Consider the following 8,456-nt stretch of genomic DNA (forward strand, 5'->3'; position numbering starts at 1 on the left):
CGATCGCATATTTGATCAGTCAGCTCCCGCGTCGTGAGTTTGAGGTCGTTAACTAGGTTGTAGATACCTTGACAGCGGTTTTGTCTGGCGAACTCTACTGCCTGAACAATGTCGTCTCGATGAATCCTAAAGCTGACCCAAATCCCCAGTTTTGAGTAGCTCCTAAAAACTGGTTATAAATCAATCTTGCTCCAGTCATACTCGATGCTCCCCCTAGCAATTCCGGATTAACAAAATCCCCTAATCCAGAGATAAATACCAGCAAAGAACCTGCAGCAATTCCTGGTAGAGTTTGGGGTACGGTTACCTTCCAAAACGTTTGATAGGGATTTGCCCCTAAATCTGCCGCCGCTTCTAACAAACGTTTGTCTAATTTTTCTATAGACGCATAGAGAATCAACACCATATATGGCAGAAAGCTGTAAGCCATGGCAATCAATACAGCAGCACTACGATTGAGCAAATCCAACCCTGGTAGTCCAAGACTAGTCAGGACTGTATTGAGAACCCCAGTCGGTCGCAGAATGGTAATCCAGGCATAAGAACGCAGTAGAGAAGATGTCCACAACGGTAAGATAAAACCAAGCAGCAGTAAATTTTGCCACCGCTTGGGTGCTAGCTGAGCAATCCAATAAGCCACAGGAAATCCTAGCAGAAGACAAATCACAGTGGTTCCCATGGCCAAAAAAAGCGATCGCCCTATCACTTGCAAGATTACTGGATCAAATACCCGCAAATAATTATCAATACCAGAGGGATTGACCACATCTCCTGGTCTAATGTTGGGTACCAAACTTAGTTCAAAAATGACTAGGGTTGGCAGCACCAACAACAAAGCTAACCATATACCTGCTGGACTGAGCAATCCTAGGGGTTCTAACCACTGCCATCGTAAGTGTCTCTTATCTTGCATAACTGGGGACTCAGCAATGTTATCAGTAACGCTTTCAGTGTTATTTATCATTAGTTATTAGTCATTAGTTATTAGTCATTATTCCAAGATATATACCATTTTTTAATAAAAATGGTATATTTGATATATAAATTGAAAACTATTCAAAATGTGCTTGATTCTTTAGGATTTTATCACTCTAATTCTTGGAATGTTATTTGTTATCTCTAGCAATTATCAATAGCGTTACGCTCTTTTTTAGAGGTATTTTGAATGGTATGTTTATTTCTGCCGTTCCGTACTAGTTTCCTAAACTTTAGGGTGTTAAAAAGGGCTAATTCCTAACTCCTAACCACTGGTCAACTTAGTCCAGTAGCGGTCATAAAGTTCGCTAACTTCGTCAACAGGTGCAAGACCTTCACAACGTTCTAACGCTGATGATTCTGGAAACAAACTTTGATCCTCTTGGATTTCACGGGACAATAGCTTAAAGGCTTTTTGGTTTGGTGTGGCGAAGCTCAAGCGTTCACAAATTTGAGCAGCAACATCTGCTTCTAACATAAAGTTAATCCAAGCGTAGGCACCCTCAAGATTGGGAGCTGTTTTAGGAATTGCCAAGGTATCGGTCCACAAGGAAGAACCGCTTTTCGGTAGCACATACTGCAAATCTGGGTTTTCTGCCATGATTTCAGCAGCATCCGAGGAGTAACACATCGCAATCCATAAATCCCCACTCAGAATTTGCGATCGCCAAGCATCAGAAGAAAATGAAGCAATACTTGGTTTTAAGTCCACCAACGTTTCATAGGCTTTTTTAATCTCCTGGGGATTGGTAGAGTTGTACGAGTAACCCAACATTTTCAAAGTGGCACCCATCACTTCTCGCACATCGTTGAGCAAAGTCATCCGTCTCGATAATTTGTCTTTATCTTGCCAAAGATAGCTCCAATCCTCCGGTACTTTAGATAGTTTTTTGGAGTTGTAAATCAAACCCGTTGTTCCCCAGCTCAGAGGAATACTGTGCAAATTGTTGGGGTCATATATAGGATTGAGGAACTTAGAAAAAAGTCGATTCATTCCGATGATGCGTTCAAAGTCCAGTTTGAGCAACAGATCCAACTCAACCATCTTCCGCACCATGTAGTCAGACGGGTAGATAATGCTATAGGCTCCGCCCCCAGAAGCCTGAAGTCGAGCAAGCATAGCTTCGTTGGAATCAAAGACATCGACTAAAGCTTTGATTCCAGTTATTTCGGTAAAGCGGTCTAGTAGCTCATCATCGGTATAGTTAGTCCAAGTGTAGATAAATAGTTTATTTCTGTCACCTGGTGAAGGAGGTGTTGGTTTCACCTTAGCTAGAGTCCAGCCACATCCAGACAGGGTTAGACCTGATAGGGTAGCGACAGTGGCTAGCTGTAAAAAGTTGCGCCTTGTAGGGCGTTTTAGGAATGATTGTCGATCCTTAGAAAGCACGATTGAAAAGGTTTAAGGTTGAGGTTTGTTGTTGCCCAGGCGTCCGAAGTAGGGTAGGTTTAATAAAGTTATTCAAAACCGATTACCGATTACCCATTACCCCAAAATGGATAGGATAATTAATCCACCAAAATTGATTTAGTAAACAACTAAAAATATCTGGCTTTCCTGAGCACTATTTTGCCAGCAAACTAGGCTCAAAAACTACCGAAATCTTTAAATTATTCCGCCAACACGCGACAATCCGTGGGTGCCCAACGAGCATAAATTGTCGTGTTAGGGTCTGGTAACTTGTTATTGGTGTTGGCAAGTATGACTCTGAGACAGTCGCCACTGAGTAACTCCACCACACATTGAATATGAGTACCCAGGTACATCGCGTGTTTGAGACGTCCTTCAAAGCAATTCATAGTAGTAGTAGTTGTTGTTACTGTTGGCGGGGAAAGACTCAGGCGAATTTTCTCTGGTCGTACACCTACTACAATATCCTGAGGATTAGAATTATCCAGGACTTCTCTAACGGATGGAGACTCAACCACAATCTTGATACCAGTCTTGGTGGTAATTTCGAGTGAGTCGGCATCGGACCGTTGCAGACGACCTTTAAATAAATTGGTATCACCGATAAAGTCCGCCACAAAGGTTGTCCGAGGATTTTCATAGATTTCTCTGGGGGAACCAACTTGCTCAATTTTACCTGCACGCATCACAGCGATACGGTCAGAAAGACTCATGGCTTCGTCTTGGTCGTGGGTCACCATCACAAAGGTTAACCCCAGGTCTTGATGGAGATTTGAAAGTTCCACCTGCATCTGTTTGCGCAGCTTGAAATCTAGGGCTCCCAAGGGTTCATCCAACAACAGCACCCCTGGCCGATTAACTAATGCTCTGGCTAATGCCACTCGTTGCTGTTGACCCCCAGACAGTTGAGGGGGATACCGATTCGCCAATCCCTCTAGTTTCACTTGTTTGAGGGCTGCTTTGACTCGTTCCTCAACCTCCAATGAGGGTAGCTTTTTTAGCCGTAGACCGAAGGCAATATTTTCGGATACACTCAGGTGATTGAATAGAGCATAACTTTGAAAGACCGTATTGACAGGTCGGCGGTGTGGTGGAATATGATTCATCGAGCGTCCCTGAATCATTACTTCCCCAGCTGAAGGCATCTCAAATCCTGCTACTAAACGCAAGGTTGTAGTTTTGCCACAGCCAGACGGACCAAGAATGCTAAAAAATTCTCCTTGACGGATACTTAAGTCAACACCACGGACAACGGTCTCGGTGTCGAACACTTTAAAAACCTTGCGGAGTTCAACATCAAGTTTAGCTGTAGTCGTAGCAGTCGGACGTGGTTCTTTAACAGTCGTTTGAAACATGGTGGTTATTTCAGCAGTAGTGATGCCCCCAGAGTCATGCCTCGTCTGTCTGCATCTGTGCAACACGGTTTCTCTCCTTGGGTTTATTTTATCCTCGAACCTAAAAATACTCCTGCAGTAGCTAAACAGATCTGCACTGATCCAGTAGCTGAGGTGCGGAAGTAAATTGCTGGGTATTAGGCTTGACTAGGAGGTATTAGGCTAATGGTAAGAGCTATTGAACAGGGGCAAATCAGAGCCTCCTTAATCAAGGATTTGGGGCGGCTGTAGGCTAACCGGTGTGGGCAATTAATCGGGCATGTTCCAATTTTGCTCACTACACCCGGTCACCGTAAACCCCATATCCAGTTTTAACCGACAAGCTTGGGGCGTGAGTCCTGTTGTTTTGTTGTCAATTGTCAATCCTTAATTCTTAATTGAAAAGGGGGACGTATTGGGAATCCAAGCCAATAGGTTACTGCATTGATCAGGTGACTATTCGCCTTAATTGCCCAATCCCGTGTTCTCCAAGTCCGATTCCCCATTCTCAGACCTCTCACGATGACATTAATTCAGCCTTCCTTATCTCCATTTGCAGTATATCGATCTAATTCCCGCACTGTCGGACGCAAATACCAATCCGTAGTGATTATGGTACTGATGAGCCTATTCTTGCTGGGGGGAATTGGTTCCCGTTTAGCTTATTTACAGCTAGTTCAAGGGGAACGCAACCAAAAGCTGGCAGAAAATAATCGGATTCGTCTGATTCCCAAGCCCCCTATACGGGGCAATATTTTTGACCGTAAGGGAAGAGTATTAGCTAGCTATCGGTTGTCTCACTCGGTATTTGTATGGCCGATGGTTCTTAGGCAGGAGCAATGGCCCCAAACTCGCAAACGCCTGTCCCAAATTTTGAAGATACCAGACGCTGAGATTCAAAAGCGTCTGGAACAAGCGGGCTATAACTCTCCTTACCTACTTCGGATTGCCCGTGGTGTTACTCCCGCTCAAGTTACTGCCTTGGCTGAGTACAGCAATGAATTACAGGGGATAGAGGTGGATATTGATGCAGTGCGGTACTATCCCCATGGGAAGCTATCGGCTCATGTTCTAGGTTATACTGGAGAGTTAGACTATGAAGAGCTGCAACGGCGTAAAGCGGACGGCTACCGCCTCGGTGATGTGGTTGGCAAAATGGGGGTGGAGAAGTCCTATGAGCATCTGCTACGGGGAGAATGGGGCGGTCAGCAAGTAGAAGTTGATGGTGCTGGACGAGTCGTCAGGGTTCTGGGTCAGAAACAGGCAAAACCGGGTAAACCTATCCATATAAGCATCGATCTAGACGTGCAGAAGGCAGCCGAGGCAGCATTAGGCGATCGCAAAGGGGCAGTCGTGGCTATAGACCCCAACACCGGTGCTGTCCTCGCAATGGTTTCTCGTCCAACCTTTGACCCGAATATTTTCTCGACTCGCATCACCTCAGAAACCTGGCGAAAGCTACAAGGCAGAGGGAATCCGTTTATCAACCGGGCAATGCGAGGGTTTCCTCCAGCCAGTACATTTAAGGTAGTCACGGCTTCGGCGGGTATGGAATCTGGTCGGTATTCTCCCAGAACTGTTTTACAGACTTATCCTTACCTTTATGTGGGTGGTCATGCCTTTGGGGAGTGGAACCGAGCCGGATTTGGTCCAATGGGATTTGTGGGTGCTATGGCTTGGAGCAGTAACACCTTCTTTGGTCAAATCGGTCGAGGGGTTGGGGGGAAAACCCTGATTGAATGGGCTCGTAGATATGGCTTTGGTGAAAAAACTGGTATTGAGTTATCTGGGGAATCCCGTGGTTTGATAGTGGATGATGCCTGGAAGCGGAAAAACTACAATTGGGGATGGACCGTGGGAGATACCATCAATATGTCTATTGGTCAAGGGTTTACCCTAGGAACACCCTTACAATCCTCAGTGATGTTTTCTGTAGTTGCCAATGGCGGCTATCGGGTTAAACCTCACTTGCTCAAGAACAATCAGGATGCCATCAAAGGGCGAGTGTCGATTAATATGAAGCCATCAACGATTCAAACCCTGCGCCGAGGATTGCGAGCTGTGGTTACTGGGGGAACAGGAGCGGCATTGAGGGTGCCAGAGTTACCTCCTGCCGCTGGTAAGAGTGGAACAGCAGAGGCTCCTCCTGGCAAAGCTCATGCTTGGTTTGGTGGTTTTGCACCCTATGATAAACCCGAGATTGCGGTTGTTGCTTTTGTGGAACATTCCGGCGGCGGTGGAGGTTCAGTGGCAGGACCGATTGTGCGCCAGGTGATGGAGGCTTATTTCAAGCATAATTAGTGATTGAAACTCTGGTTAGTCACTTTTGAATCAGGACTAACCACCATTTTTGAATTCAAAATGAATAGCTTGATAATTTTGAATTGTTGACACCGGATACAAGCCCCTATTTTTGAATTGGAGCGAAGCGATGTTTCAAACCCCCGAATTAATTCCTGGGGTATTTTTGAATTTTGAATTTATAATTTTGAATTGGAGCGAAGCGACTTGACTCAAGGTGTTGACATTATCTGAATTCCCTGAGTCGATAACTTGGTCACCCAAAATTCCAAATCTGGGTCAGTAATATCAATGCTTACTTTCTGTTGAATTTCCTGGGCTTGCTCCTGGGACTCGCACAGGGCAAATACCGTCGGACCGGAACCAGACATCATGGTTCCTATGGCACCGCTATTCTCAAAGGCTTTCCGTAGTTCCAAGACTTGGGGGTGATTGGGTAACACCACTTTCTCTAAATCATTGCGCAATAGTTTTCCGATCTTTCCCCCATCCTTATTGAGGATTTCCTTAACCATCGGACCACTATGAAAACGATTAGCACGGGATTCTAAGTCCTCAAGCTCCCGGATATAGGTTTCCCCAAACTGAGCCCGATAAGTCTGATAAGCCCAAGCAGTAGAAACCATCAGACTGCGGTATTTCCCCAAGACGACATATAGAGAATCCAGTCCCGGTAGGGCAGACAGCCGTTCACCTCTGCCCAGAGCTAGAGCAGTGCCACCAGCAAGGCAAAACGGCACATCCGATCCAAGCTGTGCTGCCAATTGTTCTAATTCCGGGTGGGTTAATCCCAATTGCCACAACATATCGATTCCTACTAACACAGCCGCTGCATCCGTGGAGCCACCAGCTAGTCCAGCGGCTACAGGAATTCGCTTGTGGATAGTAATTTCTACACCGCCCAAGTTAGCAAAATACTCAGGAAACTCCTCCCACATCAAGGCAGCTGCTTTATAAGCGAGGTTGCTTTCATCCGTTGGCACTTCGGGATGATGACAGTGGACTTTAATCTCCTGTGTACCAATGGCACGGATATCGATTTGATCAGCTAATTCGATGCTTTGGAGAATCATTGCGAGTTCGTGATAACCATCACCCGCATCACCGATGATTTCCAAATACAGATTGATTTTAGCTGGGGCATTTAGGGAATAAGAATGCATTCTTTATGGTGATCTGATTAGCTAGGGCTATCCATTGAGCAACACTAAGGTCTTCGGCTCGGGCTTGAGGGCTTATTTCTAATTGTTCCAGCAATTGGGTGATGCGATCGCGTTCAATTACAGATTTTAAATTATTGCGCAACATTTTACGTTTGCTGCCAAAGCCCAGTTTCAATAGTGTCTCTAAGCATCTGGGGTCAGAAGCTGGTGGTTCGGCTAGGCTCGGATGTAACCGCACGACAGCGGAATCGACCTTGGGGGGAGGAGAGAAGGCCGACCCAGGTACATCGCAAATCAATTCACATTCGGCGAGATACTGCACCCGCACTGATAATGCCCCGAATTGTCTAGAACTGGGTTTGGCATATAACCGCTGAGCTACTTCTTTTTGCACTAGCAGCACGATTAAATCAAACCCTGGCACAGCTGGCTGAGTAATGGTACCTAGTAACTTTTCCAGAATCGGACCGGTAATATTATAGGGGATATTGGCAACCACTTTATTAGGTTTTTGGAAATTGGAAAAGTTAGCTAACAAGGTATCTAAGTCTAGGGATAGAAAGTCCCCTTGCAGCAGTAAAAAATTATCTATTTTACCGAGTTTTTTAACTAATAATCGGCACAAGTCTCGATCAATTTCTACGGCCACTACAGACTGAACAAAAGGCAGTAAGCGCTGGGTAAGAATGCCAGTACCCGGACCAATTTCTAGAATGCGATCGCTTTTTTGTAAATTAGCAGCTGTCACGATTTGGTTCAGTGCCTCCTCGCTACGCAGCCAATGTTGAGCAAATTTTTTACGAGCTTTTAAGGTCATTGCCCAATTTTATAGCATTTCTCAATTCAGTACCCAATTGTTAAGCATATGCCCTACGCGCAGGCTACGCCAACAGCTATCAGCTCTCAGCTCTCAGCTTATGGGCTATGGGCAAGCTTATTGAGTAGGAAACCGTTAATAATAAAAGAGGTAAGCATTGGAATAATGCTGAGTTACGTCTTTAGAATAAAAGAGGTAAGCATTGGAATAATGCTGAGTTACGGAAAGCACCTCAATTAGCTTTGCCAACGGCCAACGGCTGACTGCTGACTGCTGACTGCTTACATCACGTCTAATCAGGTTTATCCCATAAATGTTAGTGTTTAATTAACCAGTAACAAGTAAGCAAGTTCCTTGAATTATCAGTAGTAAACCGACGAACAGGAGCTCAAAGGTTCATCAATTTATTTCCAGGA

Annotated in this window: 6 protein-coding genes and 1 pseudogene; 1 reads left to right on the plus strand and 6 read right to left on the minus strand. The window is 45.2% G+C overall.

Annotated elements, in window-relative coordinates; all coding sequences use genetic code 11:
- The 4 genes and pseudogenes from F6K20_RS40655 to F6K20_RS14200 all read right to left on the minus strand — a co-directional run.
- Positions 1-125: pseudogene (locus F6K20_RS40655) on the minus strand (SDR family NAD(P)-dependent oxidoreductase); the annotation flags it as partial.
- A complete protein-coding gene (locus tag F6K20_RS14190) occupies positions 95-913 on the minus strand; it encodes an ABC transporter permease (RefSeq protein ID WP_287295048.1) in 819 nt (272 codons plus the stop codon). The pseudogene F6K20_RS40655 and the gene F6K20_RS14190, both read right to left, overlap by 31 nt.
- Positions 914-1,240: 327 nt before the next feature.
- Positions 1,241-2,365, minus strand: coding sequence for an ABC transporter substrate-binding protein (locus tag F6K20_RS14195; protein ID WP_008178466.1), 1,125 nt, complete (start codon positions 2,363-2,365; stop codon positions 1,241-1,243).
- A gap of 221 nt (positions 2,366-2,586) precedes the next feature.
- Positions 2,587-3,741, minus strand: coding sequence for an ABC transporter ATP-binding protein (locus F6K20_RS14200; protein WP_287252429.1), 1,155 nt, complete (start codon positions 3,739-3,741; stop codon positions 2,587-2,589).
- 540 nt (positions 3,742-4,281) lie between these two features.
- Between F6K20_RS14200 and mrdA the strand changes: the two genes are divergently transcribed.
- On the plus strand, positions 4,282-6,060 hold the full coding sequence (mrdA, locus tag F6K20_RS14205) for a penicillin-binding protein 2 (protein WP_008178460.1): 1,779 nt from the start codon (positions 4,282-4,284) through the stop codon (positions 6,058-6,060).
- 212 nt (positions 6,061-6,272) lie between these two features.
- Here the strand turns inward: mrdA and ispE are convergent, their stop codons facing one another.
- Positions 6,273-7,223, minus strand: coding sequence for a 4-(cytidine 5'-diphospho)-2-C-methyl-D-erythritol kinase (gene ispE / locus F6K20_RS14210; protein ID WP_008178458.1), 951 nt, complete (start codon positions 7,221-7,223; stop codon positions 6,273-6,275).
- Positions 7,192-8,040 carry a 16S rRNA (adenine(1518)-N(6)/adenine(1519)-N(6))-dimethyltransferase RsmA gene (gene rsmA / locus F6K20_RS14215; RefSeq protein ID WP_008178456.1) on the minus strand — a complete coding sequence of 283 codons (849 nt, stop codon included), beginning with the start codon at positions 8,038-8,040 and terminating at the stop codon, positions 7,192-7,194. Before rsmA ends, ispE begins: the two co-directional genes overlap by 32 nt.
- Between the last annotated feature and the right edge of the window lie 416 nt (positions 8,041-8,456).

It is taken from the genome of Moorena sp. SIO2C4 (assembly GCF_010672485.1).
Classification (GTDB): Bacteria; Cyanobacteriota; Cyanobacteriia; order Cyanobacteriales; family Coleofasciculaceae; genus Moorena; species Moorena producens.

Excerpts from the sequence above, each read along its gene's own strand:
- F6K20_RS14190 (WP_287295048.1), bottom strand. The coding sequence starts at position 913 with ATGCAAGATAAGAGACACTTACGATGGCAGTGGTTAGAACCCCTAGGA.
- F6K20_RS14200 (WP_287252429.1), bottom strand. The coding sequence starts at position 3,741 with ATGTTTCAAACGACTGTTAAAGAACCACGTCCGACTGCTACGACTACA.
- mrdA (WP_008178460.1), top strand. The coding sequence starts at position 4,282 with ATGACATTAATTCAGCCTTCCTTATCTCCATTTGCAGTATATCGATCT.
- ispE (WP_008178458.1), bottom strand. The coding sequence starts at position 7,223 with ATGCATTCTTATTCCCTAAATGCCCCAGCTAAAATCAATCTGTATTTG.
- rsmA (WP_008178456.1), bottom strand. The coding sequence starts at position 8,040 with ATGACCTTAAAAGCTCGTAAAAAATTTGCTCAACATTGGCTGCGTAGC.